The organism is Acinetobacter sp. YH12094, from assembly GCF_013419295.1.
Lineage (GTDB): Bacteria > Pseudomonadota > Gammaproteobacteria > Pseudomonadales > Moraxellaceae > Acinetobacter > Acinetobacter amyesii.
Genome location: NZ_VPAK01000010.1, coordinates 14,711 through 40,683 on the forward strand (window position 1 = coordinate 14,711; position 25,973 = coordinate 40,683).

At 42.1% G+C, this 25,973-nt stretch carries 24 protein-coding genes and 2 tRNA genes; 11 read left to right on the plus strand and 15 right to left on the minus strand.

The genetic code is table 11. From position 1 onward, the window contains the following. Positions 1–27 precede the first annotated feature (27 nt). Positions 28–978, minus strand: coding sequence for a homoserine kinase (locus FTU34_RS09190; RefSeq protein WP_180035461.1), 951 nt, complete (start codon positions 976–978; stop codon positions 28–30). 110 nt (positions 979–1,088) lie between these two features. Here FTU34_RS09190 and hisF point away from each other — a divergent pair, with 110 nt between their 5' ends. Continuing rightward, positions 1,089–1,850 carry an imidazole glycerol phosphate synthase subunit HisF gene (gene hisF, locus FTU34_RS09195; protein ID WP_306674445.1) on the plus strand — a complete coding sequence of 254 codons (762 nt, stop codon included), beginning with the start codon at positions 1,089–1,091 and terminating at the stop codon, positions 1,848–1,850. Positions 1,851–2,225: 375 nt separating this feature from the next. Here the strand turns inward: hisF and FTU34_RS09200 are convergent, their stop codons facing one another. Next, positions 2,226–2,846: a hypothetical protein gene (locus FTU34_RS09200; RefSeq protein ID WP_111884519.1), complete on the minus strand. Its 621-nt coding sequence runs from the start codon at positions 2,844–2,846 to the stop codon at positions 2,226–2,228. 111 nt (positions 2,847–2,957) lie between these two features. Here FTU34_RS09200 and FTU34_RS09205 point away from each other — a divergent pair, with 111 nt between their 5' ends. Further along, on the plus strand, positions 2,958–3,968 hold the full coding sequence (locus FTU34_RS09205; RefSeq protein WP_180024917.1) for an AraC family transcriptional regulator: 1,011 nt from the start codon (positions 2,958–2,960) through the stop codon (positions 3,966–3,968). A 166-nt stretch (positions 3,969–4,134) separates the two neighbouring features. After that, positions 4,135–4,821, plus strand: coding sequence for an aquaporin Z (gene aqpZ / locus FTU34_RS09210; protein WP_180035460.1), 687 nt, complete (start codon positions 4,135–4,137; stop codon positions 4,819–4,821). A 98-nt stretch (positions 4,822–4,919) separates the two neighbouring features. Here the strand turns inward: aqpZ and FTU34_RS09215 are convergent, their stop codons facing one another. Further along, complete coding sequence (locus FTU34_RS09215) at positions 4,920–5,168, minus strand: hypothetical protein (protein ID WP_078193158.1); 249 nt, start codon at positions 5,166–5,168, stop codon at positions 4,920–4,922. Between the two features lie 117 nt (positions 5,169–5,285). Beyond that, on the minus strand, positions 5,286–6,374 hold the full coding sequence (locus FTU34_RS09220) for a DNA/RNA non-specific endonuclease (protein ID WP_078193159.1): 1,089 nt from the start codon (positions 6,372–6,374) through the stop codon (positions 5,286–5,288). A 263-nt stretch (positions 6,375–6,637) separates the two neighbouring features. Between FTU34_RS09220 and FTU34_RS09225 the strand changes: the two genes are divergently transcribed. Then, positions 6,638–7,354: a hypothetical protein gene (locus FTU34_RS09225; protein WP_180035459.1), complete on the plus strand. Its 717-nt coding sequence runs from the start codon at positions 6,638–6,640 to the stop codon at positions 7,352–7,354. A 201-nt stretch (positions 7,355–7,555) separates the two neighbouring features. Here FTU34_RS09225 and FTU34_RS09230 read toward each other — a convergent pair whose 3' ends face one another. Continuing rightward, positions 7,556–9,436, minus strand: coding sequence for a potassium transporter Kup (locus FTU34_RS09230; RefSeq protein WP_078193161.1), 1,881 nt, complete (start codon positions 9,434–9,436; stop codon positions 7,556–7,558). Positions 9,437–9,558: 122 nt separating this feature from the next. On the opposite strand from FTU34_RS09230, the gene FTU34_RS09235 reads away from it, so the two are divergent. The 3 genes from FTU34_RS09235 (at position 9,559) to FTU34_RS09245 (ending at position 10,571) form a co-directional block, all read left to right on the plus strand. Beyond that, a tRNA-Ser gene (locus FTU34_RS09235) sits at positions 9,559–9,649 on the plus strand. A 428-nt stretch (positions 9,650–10,077) separates the two neighbouring features. Then, on the plus strand, positions 10,078–10,305 hold the full coding sequence (locus tag FTU34_RS09240; RefSeq protein WP_078190515.1) for a hypothetical protein: 228 nt from the start codon (positions 10,078–10,080) through the stop codon (positions 10,303–10,305). A 190-nt stretch (positions 10,306–10,495) separates the two neighbouring features. After that, a tRNA-Thr gene (locus FTU34_RS09245) sits at positions 10,496–10,571 on the plus strand. Positions 10,572–10,622: 51 nt separating this feature from the next. Here FTU34_RS09245 and FTU34_RS09250 read toward each other — a convergent pair. From FTU34_RS09250 to FTU34_RS09260, 3 genes are all read right to left on the minus strand, one after another. Next, entirely contained in the window at positions 10,623–11,450 is an 828-nt protein-coding gene (locus FTU34_RS09250; RefSeq protein WP_180035458.1) for a cyclopropane-fatty-acyl-phospholipid synthase family protein, read from the minus strand. A 1-nt stretch (position 11,451) separates the two neighbouring features. Further along, positions 11,452–12,750 (minus strand): FAD-dependent oxidoreductase, encoded by a 1,299-nt coding sequence (locus FTU34_RS09255; protein WP_180035457.1) that lies wholly within the window; start codon positions 12,748–12,750, stop codon positions 11,452–11,454. 430 nt (positions 12,751–13,180) lie between these two features. Continuing rightward, complete coding sequence (locus tag FTU34_RS09260) at positions 13,181–14,059, minus strand: pirin family protein (RefSeq protein ID WP_180035456.1); 879 nt, start codon at positions 14,057–14,059, stop codon at positions 13,181–13,183. 328 nt (positions 14,060–14,387) lie between these two features. On the opposite strand from FTU34_RS09260, the gene ycaC reads away from it, so the two are divergent. Further along, a complete protein-coding gene (gene ycaC, locus FTU34_RS09265) occupies positions 14,388–15,014 on the plus strand; it encodes an isochorismate family cysteine hydrolase YcaC (RefSeq protein ID WP_078193174.1) in 627 nt (208 codons plus the stop codon). Between the two features lie 107 nt (positions 15,015–15,121). Continuing rightward, the gene (locus FTU34_RS09270) at positions 15,122–16,045 is read left to right on the plus strand and encodes a LysR substrate-binding domain-containing protein (protein WP_180025069.1); all 924 of its coding nucleotides are present in this window, start codon (positions 15,122–15,124) and stop codon (positions 16,043–16,045) included. Between the two features lie 67 nt (positions 16,046–16,112). Here the strand turns inward: FTU34_RS09270 and ahpC are convergent, their stop codons facing one another. The 4 genes from ahpC to FTU34_RS09290 all read right to left on the minus strand — a co-directional run bounded on the left by ahpC (position 16,113) and on the right by FTU34_RS09290 (position 20,198). After that, positions 16,113–16,676 (minus strand): alkyl hydroperoxide reductase subunit C, encoded by a 564-nt coding sequence (gene ahpC / locus FTU34_RS09275; RefSeq protein ID WP_078190520.1) that lies wholly within the window; start codon positions 16,674–16,676, stop codon positions 16,113–16,115. A gap of 277 nt (positions 16,677–16,953) precedes the next feature. Further along, positions 16,954–17,541, minus strand: a complete 588-nt coding sequence (gene ssb, locus FTU34_RS09280; protein ID WP_078193176.1) for a single-stranded DNA-binding protein — start codon at positions 17,539–17,541, stop codon at positions 16,954–16,956. Between the two features lie 51 nt (positions 17,542–17,592). Continuing rightward, positions 17,593–18,957: an MFS transporter gene (locus FTU34_RS09285; RefSeq protein ID WP_180035455.1), complete on the minus strand. Its 1,365-nt coding sequence runs from the start codon at positions 18,955–18,957 to the stop codon at positions 17,593–17,595. A gap of 155 nt (positions 18,958–19,112) precedes the next feature. After that, a complete protein-coding gene (locus tag FTU34_RS09290; RefSeq protein ID WP_180035454.1) occupies positions 19,113–20,198 on the minus strand; it encodes a DUF475 domain-containing protein in 1,086 nt (361 codons plus the stop codon). 207 nt (positions 20,199–20,405) lie between these two features. Between FTU34_RS09290 and tenA the strand changes: the two genes are divergently transcribed. Continuing rightward, entirely contained in the window at positions 20,406–21,071 is a 666-nt protein-coding gene (gene tenA / locus FTU34_RS09295) for a thiaminase II (protein WP_078193179.1), read from the plus strand. 111 nt (positions 21,072–21,182) lie between these two features. On the opposite strand, the gene FTU34_RS09300 is transcribed toward tenA, so the two are convergent. The 3 genes from FTU34_RS09300 to FTU34_RS09310 all read right to left on the minus strand — a co-directional run bounded on the left by FTU34_RS09300 (position 21,183) and on the right by FTU34_RS09310 (position 22,951). Continuing rightward, complete coding sequence (locus FTU34_RS09300; protein WP_180035453.1) at positions 21,183–21,905, minus strand: hypothetical protein; 723 nt, start codon at positions 21,903–21,905, stop codon at positions 21,183–21,185. A gap of 189 nt (positions 21,906–22,094) precedes the next feature. Continuing rightward, positions 22,095–22,433 carry a GlpM family protein gene (locus FTU34_RS09305; protein WP_111884495.1) on the minus strand — a complete coding sequence of 113 codons (339 nt, stop codon included), beginning with the start codon at positions 22,431–22,433 and terminating at the stop codon, positions 22,095–22,097. 134 nt (positions 22,434–22,567) lie between these two features. Next, entirely contained in the window at positions 22,568–22,951 is a 384-nt protein-coding gene (locus FTU34_RS09310) for a hypothetical protein (RefSeq protein WP_180035452.1), read from the minus strand. Positions 22,952–23,130: 179 nt separating this feature from the next. Here FTU34_RS09310 and uvrA point away from each other — a divergent pair, with 179 nt between their 5' ends. After that, positions 23,131–25,962, plus strand: coding sequence for an excinuclease ABC subunit UvrA (uvrA, locus tag FTU34_RS09315; protein ID WP_078193183.1), 2,832 nt, complete (start codon positions 23,131–23,133; stop codon positions 25,960–25,962). The last annotated feature ends 11 nt before the right edge of the window (positions 25,963–25,973 follow it).

Here is a 25,973-nt window from a genome sequence, read left to right on the forward strand (position 1 = left end):
GCTTTTCCCTCTCGTTGTTTTTAAAATTTATGCAGTGACGAATTTTAATCGTTCAATCAGCATATTACGCATTTCAGCAGGGTTTTTCTGCAAAATATCATCACCTGTACGACCTTCTGCCGCATTTTTCTGTGCCACCTGTAAACGCATCATCCAGAAGCGACCCGCCGCCATCGCCAAATATAACTCTAGGCATGATTTTTCATCTGCGGTTAATGGACGCACGCTTTCATAGGCATTTAAAAAGGCAATGGCTTTGTCTTCATTCAAATGTACATCCGGATATTCAGTACAAAAGTCATTTAAAGTAATAGCAATATCAAACAAGAGTTCGTCTTTATTTAACTCATAAAAGTCTAAAATGCCGTTGAGTTGATCGCCTTCAAATAGAGTATTGTCACGGAACAGATCAGAATGAATAAAACCGCTAGGACGGTCTGGATACATCGCCGTTAAGATGTCATATAAGCCCAACAGATTGTTAAGTAACGTGGTATCTGCTTCATTTAATGTTGGACGAATATCACGTGAAACTTGTAACCAATAAGCATGATCACGATATTCTGCACGTTCCAAAGGGAAATCTTGTAAAGCCACATGCATTTTCGCTTGGGCTACAGCAATCGCTTCTGCTTGCGCTAAGCTCGCAGGCATGGGATGGTGACCTTGCATGCGTGGCGCAATTTGTGCAGGTTTATCCTTTAAACTATGAATCGCTTTACCTGAATGATTCAATGGTACAGGCACAGCTAGACCAGCCTGCCCCAAGTGTTCGAGTACAGGCACCAATTCCCCTGCACCTTGCTCGTCCATCTCTTCAAAAACGGTTAATACATACTGCGTGCCATTTTCGCAAACAATAAAATAGTTGGTATTTTGAATACCGCCTTGAATCGGAATCAGGTCAATCACCTCCAGTCCATAAGGTGCTGCAAAATCCTGAACTTCCTTTAAAGTCAAAGTGGTATAAACCGACATAGAAAACCTGCGAAAAAACTTACATATTTTTGATAGAATAACCGCTCCGACTACTAAGGTGTAGCATCTAAGTCGCGAAGTTTCATAATCGGCTGTTATTTTTGGAAAAAATTATGCTTGCTAAACGTATTATTCCTTGCCTCGACGTGGACAACGGTCGTGTAGTGAAAGGTGTTCAATTTCTTGATATTCGTGATGCAGGCGATCCAGTTGAAGTTGCACGCCGTTATAACGAACAAGGTGCGGACGAAATTACCTTCTTAGACATTACCGCAACCTCAAATGGCCGTGATACCACTTACCGTACGGTAGAGCGTATGGCTGAGTCTGTATTTGTGCCATTAACAGTCGGTGGTGGCGTGCGTAAAGTAGAAGATATCCGCCTGTTATTAAATGCCGGTGCGGACAAAGTTTCGATTAACTCTGCGGCTATTTATAACCCTGAATTTGTACAAGAAGCCTCTCAGCGTTTTGGCGCACAGTGTATTGTGGTTGCTATTGATGCAAAAAAAACCGGCGATAATAAATGGGAAATTTTCACCCACGGAGGTCGTAAAGAAACAGGTATTGATGCTATTGAGTGGGCAGTAAAAATGGCGGACTTCGGTGCAGGTGAATTACTCATCACCTCCATGGATGCCGATGGAACCAAAGCCGGTTATGACCTTGAACTGATGCGTAATATCAATGACCGTGTGACCATTCCAACCATTGCTTCTGGTGGTGTCGGTAATCTCCAACATTTGGCCGATGGCATTTTAAAAGGCGGTGCAGATGCGGTGCTTGCAGCCTCTATTTTCCACTTTGGTCAACACACCATTCCTGAAGCGAAAAAATATCTAGCAGAACAAGGCATTGAAATGCGCCTTTAATTGATTCATTTTCAATGAAGATTTAAAAGAGCGATGATTCGCTCTTTTTTTTGCTTTGGTGTTTTTGATGCAACAACATGGAGTTACAGCAGAGCATCGCCCATGCAATTGATTTACTATAGACATAAAAAAAGGAGCCTTGTCGGCTCCTATAAACCAAGAAAAACTACAGCACTTGGTCTGATACTTAAAACAAATGAAAAAAATATACATAGCAACTTCATCAATCAACTCGTCGTGTACAAGCCTTTTGATGATTTAAATATAGGGCATTTGCACTGCATTTGATTGACAGTAGATTCATAATTTATTGACAAATTGCGACAGCTCAATTGGATGGCAAAGCTTGTTGTCAAAACGCACAGTGCATTCATATTAGACCGTTTCAAGAAGTGCAGCTGGCTTTTCACGCTCAGCCACCCACTTTGCAGGAAATACCCGATTGACCCAGTGTGACAATGGCTTGGCAATCGCTGTCGGTAGTAGCACACCCAGTGGATTCTGTTCCTGTAATTTCGCCGACGAGATCACCCGAGTTCCTAAAATATAATCAAACCACGGCTTAGTCACACACCAATTGGCATCCTGATTTGAGTTCATATGGTGGTCATAGTGCCATGGAATCTTTTTCATCGCCCACTCTGGCTCAAGATGTGCGCGACGATGGATATAATAATAATTCCCTGCGCAATACAGCACAGACAAACTCATTCCTTTGGAAATGGGATAAAATAGCGGGACAAATACGGCTGAAACTGCCACCAGTGACAATATTTCATTTTTCGTGCGCCAGTTCTGTACACCTTCAACATAGCCATGATCATGAAAATCTGTTTTTCGAACTTCACGATGATGTTCCCAATGTGATTTCATGCTTTTCGGTACTGGACTAAAACGTGGCTTGCCTGACCGATGTGTGCCATGCAAAACATATTTATGTGCGAACCATTCAAAGGCATTGGCGACGACCAACCCCGCAATAAAACCTTTTAACATGACCAATATCTCCTTTTCTTAGCTCCACTATAGGTAATGAAAAGGGCTAGATATTGACCGTTTTTTTTAATATTATTGACAAAACACGACAAAATTTAGAATTAAAAAAATATGCAACAACTCAAGGACTATACAGGATCGGTCTATGGAGGACTCGGCCATTTGCTCTATGCTTATCATCAAGCTCAAGGCATTGCTATTCCTGAAAAACTGAATAAAGTTCAAAACTTAGAGCGTTTTGATTATGCCATTTGGCGTGATTTATTGATGGATTTAGATCAAAAGATCCAAAAGCCTGCGCTGGGTTTAGAAATTGCAGAACATGTGCAACCCAAACATATTGGCATTATTGCGTATATTGCCCTGTCCTGTGAAAACTTGGGCGAAGCACTGCTCCGCTACCATGATTTTCATCGCTTAATCTTCGATGGCAGTCCATTGCTGATTGATATTCAAAATGATTTTTTTTCGATCGGTTGGAATGATTTACCCATGAATATGGCCAATCAATTGACCGATGAAATTGCGATTGCGTTAATGCTGCAGTTTCTAAAATTATTCATGCGTTTTGAAGATATCAATTTACACGAAGTGCATTTTCATAATCCTGCACCGAAAAATGTCGCTCAGTATGAACAATATTTTCGCTGTAAAGTTCGATTTTCCCAAGAAAAGTCGAAGGTTATTGTTCCCATTCAAGAACTGTCTCGTCCCTTTTCCCAAGGCGATCAGACCTTACAAAAACTGTTGATGCAACAGGCACAGTCTTTATTGGAAAAGCTGCCGAATACCACGCAAATCGACCAACGCTTACAGCAAGCCATCTTAATGGGTTTGCAAAAAAATCAGTTCCAAATTGAACATGTCGCTACGCAACTGAATCTGTCCGTCCGACAATTACAACGCCATTTACAACAACAAGGCAGCACCTATCAGCAACGTATGCAGGAAGTCCGCTGCATGATGGCAGAAGAATTTTTAAGAGACCCGCATTTAAGTTTGCAAGAAATTGCGTTACTGCTGGGTTATTCAGAACAGAGTGCGTTTCAACGTGCGTTTAAACAATGGCGAAACTTAACCCCACAGCAATGGCGCTTATCGCAAATTGAAGCAGCAAGTTAAAAATGTGACACAGTTATCATTTTAAATGTTGTGATTTTCCGCAAAATCCATTAAATCTATGCATATTCAATAAATGAATAAAACAACACTTCACAACTAGATTGCACTCATGCTGAGTGAAAGATTGAAAATCTATTCCAAATGACAAAAACAAATGGAGTTTTAAATGAATAAATATTTAGCAGAACTGATTGGTACGTTTTGGCTGGTCTTTGGTGGTTGTGGTAGTGCGGTCTTGGCTGCGGCCTTTCCTGAACTTGGCATTGGCTTCGCTGGCGTAGCACTGGCCTTCGGTTTAACGGTATTAACGGCTGCTTATGCGCTGGGTCATATCTCAGGGGGACATTTTAACCCTGCCGTGAGTATCGGATTGTGGGCTGGCGGTCGTTTTGAAGCGAAAGAACTGGCTCCATATATTATTTCTCAATTGCTGGGTGCAACCCTCGCCGCATTTATTCTATTCATCATTGTGCAAGGTCAGGCCGGATTTACCGGCGTCGGCGGTTTTGCCACCAATGGCTATGATGAATTATCTCCGGGCAAATACTCTATGCTCTCAGCCTTAATCATTGAAATTGTGCTGACGGCTGGCTTTCTGATTGTGATCATGGGAGCAACGGATAAACGTGCCCCTGCTGGATTTGCCCCAATTGCGATCGGTCTTGCGCTTACATTGATCCATCTCATAAGCATTCCCGTCACCAATACTTCAGTCAACCCAGCGCGTAGTATGGGTGTCGCATTCTTTGCTGAAACTGCTGCGCTGTCACAAGTTTGGCTGTTTTGGGTAGCCCCAATCATTGGCGCAGTGATTGGTGCGGTCATCTATAAACTGATGGCAAAAGACGCATAAATAGAAAAATACGCCACAAAAAAAGCTCACAACCTGTGAGCTTTTTTTCATTCATCCCGAATTGAGCATTGCGTCCTTCGACAGCCGATGACACAGCATTAAAGAAATGGATTTTCCACTTCGTTGTCTTCACCGCCCTGCGCTATTTTTTCAGCTAAGTTAGTTTCTGCCTCAAGCGTGGTCACCACATCATTGAAAAATGCCTGTAAAGCTTTCGCTGCAGCTAAACCAGCTTGGTCTTTCGTCACCTGTAAGTTGCCATAAATATTAATTCGATCTTGGCCATTTTCTAGTGTTAAGTCATGAATTGCATGCGACGCTGTATCATTTTCAAATGCTTTAAACATGTTGGATATCCTTCTTTTTTGTTGTAGTGATGCAGCAATAGAAATACGTGAAAAAGATTTCAACTGCAAGCAATGATCCTCTTCATCGCTCGCAGTTCAACGCTATTATCTGCTTGATTATTTCAAAATTTGTAGCAGATATTGCAAAATTTCTTCAATCAATTGTTTGACCAAGGCATCTTGATTGTTGTCATTTTCACTGCTTGCCATGGATGTCTCTCCCACAGAACCACCACTCGATTTAAACTCTTTTTGCAAACTTAAAATCTTGTCTTCTGCGACATCTGCAGCACACTGGCTTTCAGCATCCCAATGCAAATAAGCGATGTCTTGATTTGCTTTGACTTGGGTGGCTTTGAGTGGCAAACGGTAGGTATTACGCTTTTGGTCTTCGGTTAATTCTGGAAAGAAATTAATTCCAGTCAGTTCTTCTAGCGCACAAATACTCATGACTTTGACTGTCGGTGCGGTATCACGCAAGGTATTGTCTGCATAGTACACGCCTGCAACACCTTTTTTCGGCAAATAGATCGCCTTATAAGTAGCGGTCGGCACGATGACCCCTTGCCCGATGGTTTTTAATTTTTTCGCACTATATACTGGCCCCGTTACCACATAGACATCTTGCTTTTGTTTGGTCACTATCGCCCGTGTGGCTTCTTCTAACTCACGCCACACTTGCTGATTATTTTTGGGAGCTTGCGGCACCATATTGGCCAAAGAAAAACTGTCTAACTGCGCAGCTTTATTGGGCATATCGGCATTTGGCGCCATGTGTCCACGGTCATAGCCTGAAGATTTATAGTCTGACAGCAAAGCCCGATATTCAGACGGCACGCGAGTCTCTTCATGAAAGTTATCTTCACGCGGAATTTTTTGACTCAGGCGTGCGGGGGTTAATGCTTCTGCAACCCAAAGCGGTGTCTTGGATATCCCTGAATACATGACATTAAAGCCATTAAAACACAGTGGAAAACTGTTTTTATGTAAGCTTTCACGGACCAAATAAGGTGGCACTTCACGATAAAATTGGTCCAAACAGGCGCTATTTGAAGTGCTGCTCATAGAAACAAGTTGTTGAATCTTTTCTTGCCCGAAAGCAATAGCAAAGCTTCCTGTTGCCACCAGACCCAACAGCACTTTTATGCCATTTTGCCCAAATAACTGTGAAAGCGGATTTGCTGAATTGCGTTTCTTTTTGACCATGACTTACAACAATGACTTCTAAAAGGACTATTTTTCCGCAGCTTAGCAAGGGTGCAAATTTTAGTACACTTTTCTTTTTTAATTTGCTTAACAATCACACAAATATTGTTTAACAAAGCAGCAGTTGATGTAACTTTATGTCGCAGTTGTGCAGTTCTTTATAGGAGGTCATGAAGCAGTTGCGTATGTTTCATTGAATTCGCCTCAAGAATTATGACAAGGTAAAAATACGAAAAATTGCGATAAAAATATACGGAGTGATTATGCATTCTAAAATTTTAGGTTTAGGTTTAATTTCAGGTTTAATGAGCGCAGCAGCATTTGCAGAACCGCCGATTCAACCCGGTGATACATTAGAAAGCTTATCTAAAGTCAAAATTGTGACCACCGTGAATGGTCAACCTGGTTCCATTCAGGACTTAGTTTCAAGTGGCCAAGTTCAATTGGTTGAAGCTCCTGCCGGACAAGTCAATGCCGCTGCAACAGAACAGCCCTTAAACCCTGAACAGGCTCAGGCAAACCAAATCGATCCGAATGCCCCTGCAGTCCCTGCAAATGCTGAACAAGCAGTGACTGAAGCGGAAAATGCACTCGCAAATGAACAGCAAAGTGTAGCTGCCGCACCTACAGAGCAGTCTGTGCCAACTGAACAAACAGCAGTGGCCAATACACCTGAAGCCGCGGTAACTGAAGCACCTGTGGAAACAGCACAGCATGTACCTGAAGCCGTATCAACGGATGCCAACGCTGCGCCAGTCATTGCCTCTTCTGCAGAAGCGCCAGTGAATGCCGATAGCGCATCGGCTGCATTGCCTGAAGCTCCTCAAGGACAACAAGATGCTTTTATGGCAGCACCTGAAACTCAAAGTGCAAATCCTGCAGATGCATCAATTCAAGCCAACCCAGAAGCACCTGTTGCTGACGAAGCCATCCAAGCTGCGCCTGAAGCCTCTGCAGATGTAGACGCGACAATCAACTAATCAGCGTATTTTCAAGGATGAAATAACGCAACATCTTCATTCTGTTGTTTTGCTCGCATACTCCTCCCAGGAAAAAGCAACAGAATGATCTCTATGTCTTTGGACTAAAAAGTTTAATTATTACAGATAAAAAAAGCCAGAATTGATCTGGCTTTTTCGTGTCTAACTTTTAAATCTATGCCTAAAAGTTCAATCTACGTCTTAAATTTCAATCTGACTGCCCAACTCAACCACACGGTTGGTTGGAATTTGATAAAAATCGCTGACTGGACTGGTATTTCGCTGCATAGAGATAAACAGCTTTTCTCGCCAAGGTGCCATGCCTTCACCCAAGGTATGAATAATACGGTCTCTGGAAATAAAGAAACTGATTTGCATTAGATCAAATTCAAAGCCCAATTCACGATACGCATGCTCCAAAGCGGCAGGAATATTCGGCTGATCTTTAAACCCATAAAACATCGTGATTCGATAGAATCGATCATCTAGTTTTTCCGTGATCACCCGCTCATTTTCGGGTACAAATGGCACATCTCGGGTGTTGACCGTAACCATAATATTGCGTTCATGCAGAACTTTGTTGTGCTTAATATTATGCAACATGGCATGAGGCACGATCTCAGGCGTTCCTGTCAAGAATACGGCATCACCTGGAACAAACTTGGTTTCACTACCCATGCTGACACTGCGAATAAACAGGTCAATAGGCAAAGCATCTTTACCGAGTCGATTGAGCACCAATGCCCGACCATCTTTCCACGTCATTAAAATCGTAAACAATACCGCACCAATCAGGATTGGAACCCAACCGCCCGCTGCGATTTTTAATGATGTCGATGCAACAAAGATCAAATCAATCAATAAAAATGGCACTGCAAATATTGCCACTTTCCAAACGGGCCAACGCCATAAACCATAAGCCAAAACTGAGATCAAAATCGTACCGCAGAGCATGGTCATGGTCACAGCTACGCCATACGCACTGGCCAAATTCGCACTGTTTTCAAACAGCAAGATCAAGATCAGCACCGAGATAAACAATGCCCAGTTAATAAATGGTAAATAAATCTGACCACGTTCAACTTCAGAGGTATGTTTCACTGTCAAACGCGGCAAATAACGCAATTGAATCGCCTGATTGACCATAGAGAATACCCCTGTGATCACCGCTTGAGAGGCAATCACCGCGGCCGCTGTCGCCAAAGCAATCATTGGATACAGTGCCCATTCTGGGATCAGCATATAGAATGGATTGGCTAGAGCTTCTGGATTACGCAGTAGCAAAGCACCTTGGCCCGCATAGTTCAACAACAAGCACGGCATCACCACAATAAACCATGCCAAGCGGATTGGGAGTCGGCCAAAATGCCCCATATCGGCATAGATTGCCTCACCACCTGTCATCGTCAAGATGACCGCACCCATGGTCAAAAACGCAACATAGGGCTGCTGTACCACAAAATTGAAAGCCCAATGCGGACTGATCATGGTCAACACAAATGGCGTTTGCGAAATACTCCATAATCCAAATCCGCCAATGGATAAAAACCACATGAGCGTCAATGGACCAAAGAATTTACCCATCGTGCCTGTGCCATGGCGTTGCACTAAAAATAGCCCCGCCAAAATACCAATCGATAAGGGTTGCAGCCATTGGTTAAACATCGGCGTCGCAATACTTAAACCTTCAATCGCAGATAACACGGAGATTGCGGGGGTAATGATCCCATCACCAAAGAACAAAGATGCCCCAATAAAGCCAAGGGCAATCAGGTAGATTTTTTTGTTTTCGGCAATTCGTGTGGTTCGTAGATTCAAGGCCAACAGCGACATAATACCGCCCTCGCCATTGTTATCTGCGCGCATGATGATGCTGACGTATTTAAAACTAATCGTCAGCATGATGCACCAGAAAATCAGGGACAGAATACCCAGCACAGACGCTTCGCTAATCGCCAAGTGTGCTGTGAGGAAACATTGGCGCAGCGCATATAACGGGCTCGTCCCAATGTCTCCGAATACTACGCCCAAAGCTGCCAAGGTGATGGCAGGCAATGCGGCTTTTTGTGCAGTACTTTGCATATAATTGTCTTCAATTTAGACAGGATTTTTGCGAATCATAGCACCGCTCAAGATGTTTTTGTCTAATTCAATTGTTTCTCTTGGCAGAATATATTTTTTTCGCTATTATCCACCGCGCAAAAGGTGAAGTGTCCGAGTGGCTGAAGGAGCACGCCTGGAAAGTGTGTAAACGTTTATAGCGTTTCGAGGGTTCGAATCCCTCTTTCACCGCCAGAATAAACTGCAATGCCAAGCAGAATGAAGGTCTAAATTGATAAAATTTAGGCCTTTTTTAATTTTATTGTTCTCAATATTAAATATTCCCCTAATTGATCTTCTATTTGTTTAGCTCAATAACTTCACAGTATTTAAGTCCTGATTGATGGATTTAAATCACACGTTTTTTTCCTAATGCACGACTTATGGATTTTTTATTGGCAGTAAGAAAGACACGTTTATTTACAAATACAAATTTTATATTCTAAAGACAATTACTTAAGCCTATGCTAAAAATAAATCATCCTCTCAATATAGGTGCTATTCAAAAAATTATTCATTAATTTAAACATCATAGAACTGAAACGCGATTGCGGTACTTTTAACTTGATCAACGAAAAACTTAAAAAACACCTTTCATATATCACTGCTATTCGGGAGAGAACATGAATAACAGCCAGAATTATGTTAAGCAGATCAAGAACGCCAAACGTGGTGGCTATACCCCAACCCTTGCCAAAGACATCAATAAACATAAAATTCAAAAAGCACAGCGTCTGATTGACGAATGGCGAAAGCTCGCCAATGAACTCCGCCCCCAAATGCAACTGGAGATGGCATATACACTTGAAGAATGCGCACAGGATCTAGACCAAATTTTAAGAATGAAATAGCACCCAACGTTCATCTATCCTACTTTTTCGCCCACATCTTGTGGGCGAAACATTGCCTAATTTTATTTCTCTGGTTTTTAGAGCCAAACATCGGTCAAATGCTGAATAAATCAAACGTATAAATTACATTCGATTTGCTGTTTTTTTAACTTGCACCACTTCAAAAAATCTGTAGAATGCATTCCACAACGCCGGCATAGCTCAGTTGGTAGAGCAACTGACTTGTAATCAGTAGGTCCACAGTTCGAATCCGTGTGCCGGCACCATTTCTTAGCCTCGCTTTTTAGTGAGGCTTTGATGTTTTTAGAGCCGGTCTTTTATGGCTTCCTCGCGCTAATCTGCACATAACGAATCAGCCCGTCTCGATACAACTTTTCGCACAATTTTGCCGTCATCTTGATTTTGAATTGATCCACATGACTCAGGCTCATCTGACTTTTTTGTTCTTGAATATAATCGGCAAAACCCTGAAATACGAATTCGCTGATATCTTCAATCTGGATATTTTCGAAACCTGCCTGTTGCACTTGGTGTTGTAAATTTTGCTTTGAATTTAAATTTTTCAAATTCACATCTGCTGCTTTCAACAGACTTTGATATTTCAGTCGCTGTAATGAATTTAAATTCAAAAACGCATCGGACAACATCAAATAGTGAAAAGCAAAGCGTCCTTTTGAATTCAAAACATTAACAACTGATAAAAGCAATAAATTCAAATCACTATGATACGCAGCATCAATACACAGTACGGCATCCATACAGTTTTGTGGATAAATATTTTTTAAATTCAAAAATGAATCTTGTTGTATTTTGATTTTTGAATTTAAATTTTTTTGGATTTTTTCCACACATTCGGTTTGCAATTCGACTGCGGATAAGTTTTGAATTTGAAAATGTTCCATCCAAAAAACCAAGCTCGCGCCCTGCCCACAACCAAGGTCTAAAACACGATCTGTAGATTTTAATTGAATGGATTCGGCAAGATGGAAAGCGAGTTTTTGACAGGCTGCAGGGTAGGATGATTTTGCATCATTCCAATAGCCCAAATTGCTCCAAGCAAGCTCCGCATCATCTCCGAGTAGTCGACTGTTAATCGCATATTTATGGCTAGGAATATAATGACGAATTGCTTGAAGCCATTTCATGTTAGTAACCGAGTTGAGGGGCAACCTCCACTTTAGGTTTTAAACCTACAAACGGCAATGGTGCACCAAAAATTTCTGCAATATGCATAGCAGATGTTACCGCAGACTCTAAAATCGGCAGACCATCGCAAGACCATGAGCCACAAAAGAAGACTTTACGCTCAGGGGATAAATGTCGTTGCTGTAACTCTTTATTCAGCGCCACCGTATGTGAATCCACCACTGCGCGTGTCAAACTGACCGAAGAGATCACTTTTTTAGGATCAATCGGTGTCACTGGCTGCCAAGTTTGGAACACTGGAGTTTTACCCACCAAGCTCGGCTCGATTGAGTTAAGCCACACGGTAAATTGCTGACGAGTAAATTTACGATCCATCATATAACTTAGTACAGACCAATCTTTGCGCTTCGGCGGCATCACGGTTTGATCGGTGTGAATCACCAACTGACCTTGCTCAAATTTAAATTTCTTTAAGAGCTCAATATCATCAGCAAACTGGGTTGGATCTAAAAATTCTTCCGTTTTGGTGGTTGGTGTCGCAACAACCACGCGATCGAATAGATGATGTGCTCCGGCCTCAGTTTCCACCAAGACTTTATCGTCTTGCTCGTGCACTTTGGTAATTGCCGTACCACTTTGAATATTTAAACCTTCAATCAGCTTATCAACCAACGCAGGTGTACCACCTTGGATACGCAACAAGGCATCGCCATTGGTCAATTGACGCAAGAAAATCAATAGTGGTTTCGCAGGCCATTCCCCAATCGTTTTCGGGTTACAGGTGCAAATGGTATACAACACAGGCATGACCGCACCATGCCAAAATACTTCTTCAATTTCATTTTTATTAATGAACTCGGCAAGCGTGATGTCCTGATTTTTTGATTTAAAAAATCGAGTGATCGCGGCTTTAAGTTGCAACATTCCTTTGACTAAACGCCAGCCATATTGTTGTAAGCCTTTACGGTTATTAATAATTGGGAAATTACCAATACGGCTACGACTAGTGGTCAACCACGTTTCTGTACGATCTTCAAATAGCCAACTGCATGCCATATAGGTACGGACTGGGAAAGTTTTAATCCCTAAATGGGTCGCCAAACTTAAGGTATTTTTCCAGAGGTGTGGATTCATCACACGCAAAGGGGCATCGATCAAGCCACCTTCAAACTCAGTGCTGTGGCTATCCATACCACGACCAGGCAGAGCTTCGAAAATTGTAATGTTATGCCCTGCGTCTTTAAGAATTCTTGCGGTAGCCAGCCCAGCCATGCCACTACCGATGACTGCAATTTCCAATTTTCTTTTCCATCTATAAAACACAGTTTAAAAGTATGACTGATCAGAACTTAAAAATAGCTATTAAAAAATACCAGATTCGCATTTTTTGTATGGATTTCAGTACAGCCGTTTTTAAGTTAAATTTACAAATATTTACAGTCAAAAAGCACACAATTTAAGCTTTGTTTTTTAAACATATTTTTATTTAAAATTTTAATTACTCTATAAAACCAAGCAATTAAATTAACCATTTTTATAACTTTCGGTTTACTTTAAAGCCAAATACCGCTAAGATGCGCCACATAAGAAAGTGATAAATTCATCACAATTTATAAAAAGTAAAATGATATTTAAATCATGACAACTATAAATACTACAGCGCTTAATAAAAAAGCCTCTGACTGTTCAGAGGCTTTTTTTTCGGCTATTTCAATGTCATGAATTTCGCTTAAGCTTCATGCGCCACTGCAATTTCACCAAATTTTCCGTTATTGAAATCATCAAAGGCTTGAATGATTTCAGCTTTGCTATTCATCACAAATGGGCCATAACCTTGAATCGGCTCATTTAGTGGCTCACCGCTAAGCAACAAAAATTGTGTGTCCTGCAACGCTTGTAGCTGAATGGCGATATCGTCTTTGGCAAACATGACCATCGAACTGTCTTGCACTTTATGGCTTTCATTCACCACCACCTCACCCTTCAAGACCACCAAAATGGTGTTATGCCCTTCAGGTACATATAAGGTGGTTTCATATTGAGCTTTCAACTCACCATCCCAGACATTCACTGGACTAAAGGTCTGTGCTGGCCCAAGGTGACCACCCATTTCACCGGCAATCACCCGAATATGGCCTGCACCTTCATCCATGTCTATGCGTGGAATATCTTGGCGCGTGATCGCTTGATAACGAGGCTGAGTCATTTTGTCTTTTGCCGGTAAATTCACCCACAATTGAACCATCTCAAAAAGACCACCTGCTTGAGCAAATTCAGGCGAATGAAATTCTTCATGTACCAAACCCGAACCTGCGGTCATCCATTGCACATCGCCCGTTTGAATTGTGCCGCCACCACCACTTGAGTCTTTATGAGTCACTTCACCGCTGTAGGCGATAGTCACGGTTTCAAAACCACGATGTGGATGTGAACCCACGCCATGCTGTGCAGTGGTGGGATCGAACTGATAAGGTGCCGCATAATCCAAAAGCAAAAATGGGCTAATGGCCTGACCTAGACGATCATAGGAGAATAAGCTTTTGACTGGAAAACCATCACCCACCCAATGCATTTGCTGATTACGATAAACACCAATTACTTTTTTCATTTCTTAGCTCCTATATTCATACGATAGGATGAACATAGCGCTTATTTTAAGCTTTGAAATACTTGCTGACCATCATCCAAATAGCATTATATATCTCAAATATAGAACAATAATCAGTAATACAATCTAAAATCTACTCAAAAACAAGCATTGATTTGGAAAATATAGGGGTTTAAGTCATATTCAACAATGAATTATCCCAATATTATGATTGTTTTTCTCATTTAAACCCATTCCATTATCCCATTTTTATAGCTATGCTAAATCGAGTTAACACGCAGACTTCATCTGATCCTGCGTACTTGCAAACAGGAAAGAGGACAATAAAATGGGCAAACCTTACGTTCGTTTAGACAAAGACAATGCCGCGGTACTTTTAGTTGACCATCAAACGGGTCTACTTTCATTGGTTCGCGATATTGATCCAGATAAATTTAAAAATAATGTGCTCGCACTTGCTGCAGCTGCTAAATATTTTAATCTTCCAACAATTCTCACCACCAGTTTTGAACAAGGTCCAAACGGGCCATTGGTTCCAGAACTCAAAGAAATGTTCCCTGACGCACCTTATATTGCACGACCAGGTCAAATTAATGCTTGGGATAATGAAGATTTTGTGAAAGCAGTCAAAGCAACCGGCAAAAAACAATTGATTATTGCCGGTGTAGTGACTGAGGTTTGTGTGGCATTCCCAACCTTGTCTGCTTTAGAAGAAGACTTTGACGTCTTTGTGGTGACCGATGCTTCAGGTACTTTCAACCATTTAACCCGCGACTCAGCGTGGGAACGTATGACGCAAGCGGGTGCACAGCTCATGACGTGGTTTGGTACCGCGTGTGAATTACACCGTGACTGGCGTAATGATATTGAAGGTTTAGGTGCGCTTTTCGGCAACCATATTCCAGACTACCGTAACCTCATCAACAGCTATACGCAAAATACTGAAAAGAAATAATCCTCCAGTAGTAAAAAGCGGCTTCGAGCCGCTTTTTTTATACCTGATGTATAAATTGACGTATGATAATTGGAATTGAAATAATTTTTCACTGCATAAGGTGATCCATGCATTCATTTGATGACTATTACTACTTTTACTTGGTGGTGAAACATGGCGGTTTTAGCGCTGCAAGTGAAGCATCGAATATTACAAAATCAAAATTAAGCCGACGCATTTTAGATCTCGAAGCCAAATATAATGTCACCCTTATTCAGCGTTCTACCCGACACTTTAAGGTCACGACATTAGGCCAAGAATTGTATGAAGAATGCATAAAAGTGATCGAACAAGTCGAATGTGCGCATCAGGTGCTCTTGAAGCAAAAAAGTGAACTTGAAGGCTTGGTTAAAATTAGCTGTCCACCAGTCATGATGGAACATCAAATTCGCCCCTTGTTAAATCAGTTTTTAAAAGATCATCCCAAAGTTCAGGTCGAACTCGAGCTGTCTAGCCGCCGTGTGGATGTCTTACATGACGACATTGATTTGGCGATTCGCACCAATTTTAGTAAGAATGAAGACTCGAGTATTATTGTACGTGACGTGATTAAAACCGTGCATTGCTTAGTGATTAGTCCTGAACTTTTACAAGGACGCGAGTTAAAGCATATTACCGAATTGACAGAATTTCCGAGTATCGTTTTGGGCACACAGAAAAACCGCTATCAATGGCATTTGCATCATACAGGACAGCAAGAACAGATTGAAATTGCCTTACAGCCTCGGATTAAAAGCAATGACTTAGCCGGTACTTATTATGCAGCACTCGATGGTTTAGGCATTGCAGACTTACCCTATTTAACCGTGCAAGCAGATATTGAGGCAGGTCGTTTAATTCACCTCTTCCCCGAATGGTGCTCAAATGTCGGTACGGTGCAATTGGTATATGCTTCGCGCAAAGGTCAACGCCTAGTCATGGAAAGATTAATTGACTATTTAGTCGATGGAGTTCGTGGCTATGCTCCAGAACATGATGGCTATTTAGTCTAATGATCTAAACCACAAAAAAGCCAGAACTGAGTTCTGGCTTTTTTAAATCTACGGTTGGATTACCAAATTAGATTTTACCCACTAGGTCGATCGATGGTGCAAGCGTCGCTTCACCTTCTTTCCATTTTGCAGGACATACTTCACCTGGGTGTGCATGTACATATTGAGCAGCTTTTACTTTACGCATCAATTCAGAAGCATCACGACCAATACCACCTGCATTGATTTCAACGATTTGGATTTTACCTTCAGGGTCAATTACGAAAGTACCACGGTCAGCAAGACCATCCGCTTCAATTAAAACATCAAAGTTTTTCGCAAGTGTCCAAGTTGGATCGCCAACCATTGGGTATTCGATTTTCTTAATTTCTTCAGAAGAATCGTGCCAAGCTTTATGCGTGAAGTGTGTATCAGTAGATACTGAATAAATTTCTACGCCCATTTTTTTGAATTCAGCATAGTGATCAGCAAGATCGCCTAATTCTGTTGGACATACAAAAGTAAAGTCAGCAGGATAGAAAAACACCACAGACCATTTACCGTAGAAGTCTTTTTCTGAAACTTCAATAAATTGACCGTCTTGGTAAGCGGTAGCGTTAAATGGTTTTACTTCAGTATTAATTAAACTCATTTGATATTCCTCTAACTCATTTCAGGGATTGCTTATCTGTTGAAGCTAGAATACGAAATATCAAGCCATAGGTAAAACCGAACTTTTTTATAAAAACTATCGGATTTTTAGATTTATTATTTATATTAGATTTTAATCGACGCTACCAATCAATAATCTATTCGCTCAATGCTGAACACAGTACTGGCAAACATTTAGATACACATAAAAAAACCCTCAAGATTGAGGGCTTTTTTTGATGATGATCTACCGTTTTAAACGCTGTGTTTAAGGTTCATTAAAACGGTAAGTCGTCATCTAAATCTGCTGCTGCAGGAGCCGGTGTCGGTGCAGGCTGTTGTTTTGGCGCAAAACCACCTGGGTTGTTATTGCCATAGCTATTGCCTTGAGCCGGTTGGTTATTGCCATAACCGCCTTGGTTTGAGCTATTACCGTAGCCACCTTGGTTTTGGTTATTGTTATAACCACCTTGTTGATTATTAAAACGAGGCTGACCAAAATCACCGCCTTGACCTTGTTCGCCTTGTTGGCGATTATTGTCAAGCATTTGCATTTGTTCACCACGAATTTCAGTCGTGTAACGCTCTTGACCGCCTTGATCTGTCCACTGACGAGTACGTAATGAACCTTCAATATAAACTTTAGAACCTTTGCGCAAATATTGCTGTGCAATTTCACCTAAGCGGTTATGTAACACAATACGGTGCCATTCTGTTTGCTCTTTACGTTCACCTGTATTTTTATCTGTCCATGAATCACTCGTTGCAATTGAGAACTGAGTGAGAGAACCACCATTTGGGAAAGTTTTTGTTTCAGGGTCACGACCCAAAGTACCAACTAAAATGACCTTATTTACACCACGCATCAGACGTATTCTTCCTATTTGTTTCTATTATTTACTTTATAAGAGTTATGGTTAAATGGCTACCTCTTTCCCTAACAAGTGCGTTAAATGTTGTCGCGCAGATTCATCCATCTGCTGCTTATCCACTTTTACATAAGCCACTTGCTGGTCAGACATCACCACAACTTCTTCAATACCACGAATTGCTAAAAGCTGAGAAGTCCATTCATCCGTTTCTTTATCTTCAGGCAAACTAAACACCATAGACGATAAATAACGCGGCTGAGCCAACCCAAAACTAATGATCAACCATAAAATGGCTAGCGCTGTCAGGATGCCCCATCCCATTGCCGTATCATTTAGCAACAGAAGTTGCCCACCAATCATACCACCAAAAAATGCCCCCAGAAACTGACTGCTGGCGTTCACCCCCATGGCAGTCGCTTTGGATTGAATTGGAGCTGCTTTCGATAACCATGACGGTAATAATGCCTCCATCACATTAAATGCGATAAAGAATAAACCTAAGCCTGTCAGCAAAATATATTTTGATTCGAAACCAAAAATTAAGATGCCCAATCCTAAAATAATGCCACCAATGGCGGTCAAGAAAATGCCGCGCATTTTGCGATATTTTTCCGCCAAAATAATACTTGGAAATGCAAAAAACAGGCTCACGACCAAAAGCGGCAAATACACCAGACCATGCGAATGCAAGGGAATATTGGCGAAGTCAATCAACTGAGACGGCACATAGATAAACATCGCTGTGAGCAGTAAATGCAATGAAAAGACTGAAACATGTAAACGATTTAGATCAGGCATTTTCAGTACTTGCTTTAACTGCGTCAGATAACCTTGTTGAAAATTTTTATGATGACGCGTTACTTTCGGTACCAATAGCAACATCGCAATCGCGGCAAGTCCCATGATGGTGGTCACCCAAAATAAACCCGAGATGCCGACTAAACCTGTGAGCCAAGGCCCAAGGCTGAACGCGACCACAAAGGACAAACCGATACTCATCCCCATCATGGCCATGGCTTTAGTACGCTGTTCTTCACGTGTGACATCGGCTAACAAAGCCATCACTACGGCAGATACAGCACCACCACCGGCAATCGCACGCCCGATAATCACGCCATAGATGCTATCGGACATCGCCGCAATTGCACCACCTAAAGCAAACAACAGCAGCCCGATCACCACCAACGGTTTACGGCTATAACGGTCTGCAATCAAACTAAACGGAATCTGTAAAATCGCTTGGGTCAACCCATAGACACCCACCGCTAAACCAATGAGTGCCGGTGTTGCCCCTGCATATTGCTGCCCTGCCACAGAGAAAACAGGAATAATCATGAACAGCCCCAGCATACGTAAGGCGAAAATACTACTCAAAGCAAAAGTTGAGCGTCGTTCAAGAGCATTCATCATAGCTGGTTAAAAATTCATTAATCTTGGAATGGGATTATAGGACATTCAGCTTAAAGCGAAGCAGGATTTTTATTGATTTTAAATATCCTGATGATTGGACAAATAAAAAGCGCAGCTGACGCTGCGCTTTTTGGGAGATTTTAGGCAAATTTAAATTAGCCTAGATTTTCTTGACGCTTTTTATATTGAATTGAGGCAATCACAGCCCAAACAATAAATGCCACACCAATTAGACCCGTTACCACTTCAGGGACATGAAGACCTGTGCCACTCGCCAACATAATGAAGGCCAAAGCACCAATCGCATAATGCGCACCATGTTCAAGGAAGATATAAGCATCTAAGGTGCCTTTATCCACTAAGTAAATGGTCATTGAACGCACGAACATAGCACCAATAGCAAGACCGAGCATAATGATTACCACATCAGAGGTAATCGCAAATGCACCAATCACACCATCAAAACTGAATGAGGCATCGAGTACTTCAAGGTAAAGGAAACCACCAAAACCTGCTTTGATCACGCCCGTCGGTACGCCATTTGCGTCATGTCCAACCGCATTACCGTTTTCATCAACTTCAGGTTCACCACCCAATAAATGACTCAGTACTTGGACACCGATATACACCACGATCCCCCAGATACCCGCCATCACTACCGCTAGACGAGAGGCTTCGGCCACGTTTGCTGCCATTACCAATAACGCAATTAGGGCAATAAACACGGACATCGCAGGAACGTTTGCAAGATTAGCTAAACGGCGCTCTAGCCAACGGAACCAATGGGTATCTTTCCCTTCATCTAAGAAGAAGTTCAGGAACACCAACAATAAGAAAGCACCACCAAAGGCCGCAATTTCTGCATGATGGGCCATCAATTTTGCAGAGTATTCAATTGGATTATTCAATGCCAATTGCACCACTTCCATAGCGCCCATGTCTGCAGTAACAGCCACAATCACAATTGGGAAAATCAAACGCATACCGAATACAGCAATCACAATCCCGACAGTTAAGAAAATCATTTTCCAGAAATGATCCCAACCACGGAGTACCGATGCATTCACTACAGCGTTATCAAATGACAAAGACACTTCCATCACTGCCAAAATTGCAGTAATAGTCAGTGCTGTCAGCATGGCTTGCACGCCTGCATTTGGGCCATGATTCAGACCCCAATATGCAGAAATAGCAAGACACACGATCGTAAAGACGATTGAGAAACCAAAATGTTTCATCATGATAGATCGACCTATTCATTCAATAAGATTTCAAAATGAGGGAATACCCAGTTTGAAGCTAAGTTTATGGCGCAATTATGCCGCTTTTCAGGATTGAAACCAAAAATTATTCGTTACATTTTGAATAAACACTCTAAGATGGAGGCTCTCAAATACATCGCATCATGGTGTAGACCCGTCTTTCATTTTTAACGACAGGAATGTTCAATGCGTTTTTCTGAAGAAGTTTGGCAACGTAATACCGCGTTATATCAGCAGATACTCCATCTACCTTTTAATCAGGAATTGGCTCAGGGCAGTTTAAGCCGCGACGCCTTTTGTCACTATGTCATTCAGGATGCCCATTATTTATTGGCCTATGGTCGTGCACTTGCAGTGTGTGCAGCCAAGGCATTTGATGCCGACGATGTGATTCAGTTTTCTGAAGCGGCAAAAATTGCCATCGTGGTGGAACGCAGTCTGCACAATGACTTTATGCAAGGTTTCAACATTAGCAAAGAACAGTTTGAAAATACTCCACTGACCCTTGCCTGCCATCATTACACTTCATTTCTAACAGCGACAGCATGGTCAGAAAGTTACCCTGTGGTCCTTGCCTCACTCCTGCCTTGCTTTTGGATCTATGCTGAAGTCGGCAAAGCCATTGTCAGCCAATCTGTGCCTAATAACCCTTACCAAGCATGGATCGACACCTACTCAGGTGAAGACTTCAATACTGCTGTGCAAAACGTGATTCAAACTATTGATCGAGTGGCGGCTCGCTGCGATGCAGATACACGTGAAAAAATGCATGCGGCTTATACGAACGGTGCAAAATTAGAATGGATGTTCTGGGACAGCGCGTATCAACAGCGCACATGGCCTGTAGAATAAACCTTTGATTTAAACTGTATAAAAAATTAAGGATCTAAAATTGCTTTTAGATCCTTTTTTAATATGGTTAGATTCGGTTTTTAGAATGACCATGCACGATCATTTCAGGCATTAGCGTTTAAAACGATACCATCCGAGAAAAATCCCCATCGCGATAATCACCAAAAAAATCGCAAAACGTGCTTCACGCAACTCACTGCGTGCTGCTTTGCGTTCCTGCATTTCTTCTGAATGAAATTGTGATTTGATCATCGGATCAAGTTGAGCAATGGCCAATAAATCTTTGGGCTTTTCACCTTTGCCTAAAATGAAATACAGCCCTTTCACCTGCATTTCATTGAGTTTACCCAGTTCAATATTCAGTTGGGTGGCTTGTGCATTATAGTCAGGCACCCAATCTTCTACGCGGGCATATACATGGGCACGACTAATATCAAAGATTGATGCATCCTGCACTTTCTTGCCAGTTTGATCTTCCAGTTGTTCACTCAAATCGGAGAATTGGGACAGTACATAGTCTTTTTTCTGTGCCAACTGTACACCATCAAAAGCATACTCTTGTATTTTTTGTGCAGGATTATTTTTCGATAATAAACCTTGGGGAACGACTTTAAAGTCCAGAACAGTATTGTCAGGGACTTGGTTGGTTTGCAGCACCATATAGACCACAGACCATAGCTGTTCATTTTGCCCGACCGCAGGCACGCTCACGCTATAACGCTGCTCGGCTGCAGGGTCAATAAACTGTTCAAACGCGAGGATTTGACTGTCTTCAGCCCACAGGATTTGGCTTAAAAACATGAGGCAGATGATCACCCAAAATTGTTTTAACATTATTTGCTCTTATCATGATTATTTGCTGTTCTGTCATAATTATAATTAAATATTCAAATACTTACATTTAAAATCACACATTTAACGATTGGAAATTCATCATAATTTTAGCCAAATCTATAGTTTTATAAATGATCTAGAACCCATAAAAAATTGATCTAAATCAGCATCGATATAGGCTTTTGATGCTTACTGAAAACTCTGCCATGCATAAATCAAAACAGCCGCAGCAAGCACCCAACTCAACGTTGCTACACTCAAACATGCCGTTAAACTCACACGTGTTGCGAGCAGGTACACCATCAATAAATAAATGAAATACGGGATGAGAGACCAGAGTCCAAACAGTGCAGTTTTTTGTAATGCGGCTGCACCCTGATCATTTGCAACGATCACATGGGCAATCAACGCAAAAGTCGGAAACAATGGAACCAAACCTGCAATATAAAACGCCTTACTTTTAGACAGCAAAGCAATTAATACCACAACAAAGGCACCCATTAAGCTTTTGAGAAATAAGGACAACATGGCATTCTATAGTTTCGAGAAAACTGCATTTTACGTCTTTTCTGCGATAGTCCTGAGATTTTCCAATGGATTGTTATGCGCATGACACAGGAGATTTAAACGATGAACTCAAAACAGTCACAGCGCTTTTATATTTATGCACCTTTACACCACAGGCTAGATGTAAAGCGCGCCTTTTGTTGCTCAGCCATGTGCTTAAACTGCGCTTGAACTTTTAAATCTTCAGCACTCATCAAATGTTGATTGTTTTCAACAATTGCCAAAACCAAATCAAACTGTTGAGGAATTTTTTCGCAAGCCAGATGCTTTTTTTCAGCTTCTGTTTTGGCTTGACCTAATTTCGCAATATATAGATCAATTTTTTCACTTTCGGTATTCAGCGCCAAAGTTGCTTGTTCTAAGCTGTCATATTTTTGCGCTTTCGGTGTGTGGTTCGGGGTACATGCACTCAAAAACACACTACACATCAATAAACCCATCACACCTAATGTTGGATTGAGATGAAGTTGCCATTTCATGTTAAAAGTCCTAGATTGCTGATTTGCGGATGTTTTAGGGCATCGGCACAGACAGCTATATTTTGATTCGGCCATTTTTCTCACAAAGTCACGCATAAATCTAGGTTTAAATTACACTTGAACATTTTTCATGCGCTATCATATATAGGTTTTTCGATGAATATTTTAGGACCCCTTGCATGAGCCAAAGCCATATCCGTATTCGAGGCGCACGTACCCATAACTTAAAAAATGTGTCACTCGATATTCCACGCGACAAGTTTGTGGTCATTACGGGTCTTTCTGGTTCAGGGAAGTCCTCTTTGGCTTTTGATACCTTGTATGCTGAAGGTCAACGTCGCTATGTTGAGTCCTTATCTGCCTATGCACGCCAATTCCTTTCGCAAATGGAAAAGCCCGAAGTTGACTCGATTGAAGGCTTGAGTCCTGCGATTGCCATCGAACAAAAATCAACGAGCCACAACCCACGCTCAACAGTGGGAACAATCACCGAAATTTACGACTATTTACGTCTACTCTATGCCCGTGTCGGCACGCCGTATTGTCCTGAACATGACCTCCCGATGGTGGCTCAGACTGTGTCTGAAATGGTTGATACCGTCAAAGGTCTAGAAGAAGGCACAGCGCTTATGTTGCTTGCCCCTGTGGTCCGTGACCGTAAGGGCGAATACACCAACTTATTTGAACAATTACAAGGTCAAGGTTTTGTCCGTGCGCGTGTCGACGGTGAAGTCATTGATATTGATACTCCACCCGAATTAGACAAAAAGAAAAAGCACACCATCGAAGTCGTTGTTGACCGTTTTAAAGTTCGTGATGACCTCGGTAACCGGATTGCAGAAAGTTTTGAAACTGCACTACGCATGGGCGGTGATATTGCCATTTTGTCGTGGATGAAAGGCGAACAAGAAGACCGTGTCTTCTCTGCGAAACACTCCTGCCCTGAATGTGAACGTGCCGTCGGTGAACTCGAACCGCGTCTATTTTCCTTCAACAATCCATTCGGTGCATGCCCTGTTTGTGATGGTTTAGGCACACGCAGCCATTTTAGTGCTGACAAACTGATTCCCAATAATGAAGTTTCGATTAGCCAAGGGGCAATCCGTGGTTGGGACCGTCAACGTCCGTATTACTACAGCATGATCCAAAAAGTGGCAGATCATTTTGGTTATTCTTTAGACACACCGTGGAATGAACTCGATGCCGACACCAAAAAGAAATTCCTTTATGGTACAGGCAAGGAAAAAGTTGACCTCAGCTATATTGATGAGCGTGGTCGTTCGCACAAACGTGTGCAAGCCTTTGAAGGGATTTTACCGCACCTAGAGCGTCGTTACCGTGAAACCGAATCAAACTACGTGCGTGAGGATTTAGCACAGTATTTATCCAATGCCGCATGTGATGCTTGCGGTGGCTCACGTCTCAATGAAATTTCACGTCATGTTCGAGTTAAAGATAAAACCATCGCGCAAATCACCAAGATGTCGATTGGCGATGCTGAAAGCTATTATCAAGACCTCAACTTAAGCGGTGCCAAAGGCGAAATTGCCGACAAGATTTTCAAAGAAATCCGTGAACGTTTGCACTTCCTAGTCTCTGTGGGTTTGAATTATTTAAGTTTATCGCGTTCGGCAGAAACACTGTCGGGTGGTGAAGCACAGCGTATCCGTCTGGCTTCACAAATTGGTGCGGGCCTCATGGGCGTGATGTATGTCCTCGATGAACCGTCTATTGGTCTACATCAGCGTGATAATGACCGCTTGCTTGAAACCTTAGTTCGCCTACGTGACCTTGGTAATACCGTGCTCGTCGTTGAGCATGATGAAGATGCAATTCGTGCTGCGGATCATATTATTGATATTGGGCCGGGTGCCGGTGTGCACGGTGGTCATGTGATTGCCGAAGGGACGTATGACGAAATTTTGGCAAATCCAGATTCATTAACCGGTCAATATCTATCAGGAAAACTCAGTATTGATGTGCCGAAAACACGAACACAACCGCCAAAACCTGAAGAACAAATCAAGTTAATGGGCGCTGCGGGTCATAACCTAAAAAATGTCGACCTGACCATTCCTTTAGGGGTAATGACCTGTGTAACGGGTGTGTCGGGTTCAGGTAAATCGACCCTGATTAACCGTACTTTGTTACCACTTGCAGCAACTCAATTGAACGGTGCAACCACACTGACTGCGGAAAAATTTGACTCGATTGACGGCTTACAGTTCCTCGATAAAGTCGTCGATATTGACCAAAGCCCAATTGGTCGTACACCACGTTCAAACCCTGCAACGTATACCGGTTTGTTTACCCCTATTCGTGAACTTTTTGCGCAAACTCCTGAAGCCAAAGCACGTGGTTATGCGGCAGGTCGTTTCTCATTTAACGTGAAAGGTGGTCGCTGTGAAGCCTGCGAAGGTGACGGCATGATTAAAGTCGCAATGCATTTCTTACCTGATATGTACGTACCTTGTGATGCCTGCCATGGTAAGCGCTATAACCGTGAAACTTTAGAAGTTGGCTATAAAGGTCGTAACATTTCTGATGTGTTAGAAATGACGGTTGAAGATGCAATGCATTTCTTTGACGCTATTCCTGTGATTCACCGTCGTTTGGAAACCTTGAACCAAGTTGGCTTGGGCTATATCCGTTTGGGTCAGTCTGCAACCACACTTTCAGGTGGTGAAGCGCAGCGTGTGAAATTGGCTCGTGAGTTGGCAAAACGTGATACAGGTAAAACCTTGTACGTGCTTGATGAACCGACGACAGGTCTACACTTCCATGATATTGCTAAATTGCTCGACATCCTGCATGAGCTACGTAATAAGGGCAATACCATCGTGGTGATTGAGCATAACTTGGATGTGATTAAAACTGCCGATTGGATTGTGGACTTAGGCCCTGAAGGTGGTGCGGGTGGCGGTATGATTATTGCTGAAGGTACACCAGAGCAAGTGGCTAAGAATAAAGTATCGCATACAGCGAAGTTTTTAAAGCCGATGTTGAAATAACAAACTAAAAT